The following is a 300-nucleotide window of genomic DNA, read 5'->3' on the forward strand; positions in this document are numbered from 1 at the left end:
CGATGGTCACCTCGTCCGCTTCCACATCCAGCGCGTGGCTGCTGTTGTCCAGCGTCAGGCGCACCTGAGCAAAGCCCATGGCCCCCCGCCGCCGGGTGCCGCCAAAGATGACATCCTCCCTCTTTCCGGCGGCGCGCAGCTGGCGGGCGCTGGTCTCGCCCAGCACCCAGCGCACGGCATCGGACAGGTTCGACTTACCCGAACCGTTGGGGCCCACCACGCCTGTCACGCCCTCGTCAAAGGTAATCTTGACCTTATCGGGAAAGCTCTTGAAGCCCTGGATCTCCAGTTCCTTGAATA

1 protein-coding gene is annotated in these 300 nt (G+C 64.0%); it reads right to left on the reverse strand.

What is annotated here, in order from left to right; translation table 11 throughout:
• The coding region (locus P0G09_RS18830; protein WP_275253434.1) for an AAA family ATPase at positions 1-300 on the reverse strand (300 nt) is incomplete at both ends.

The sequence above is a fragment of the Faecalibacterium sp. DFI.5.82 genome (genome assembly GCF_029076575.1).
Lineage (GTDB): Bacteria > Bacillota > Clostridia > Oscillospirales > Ruminococcaceae > Faecalibacterium > Faecalibacterium duncaniae.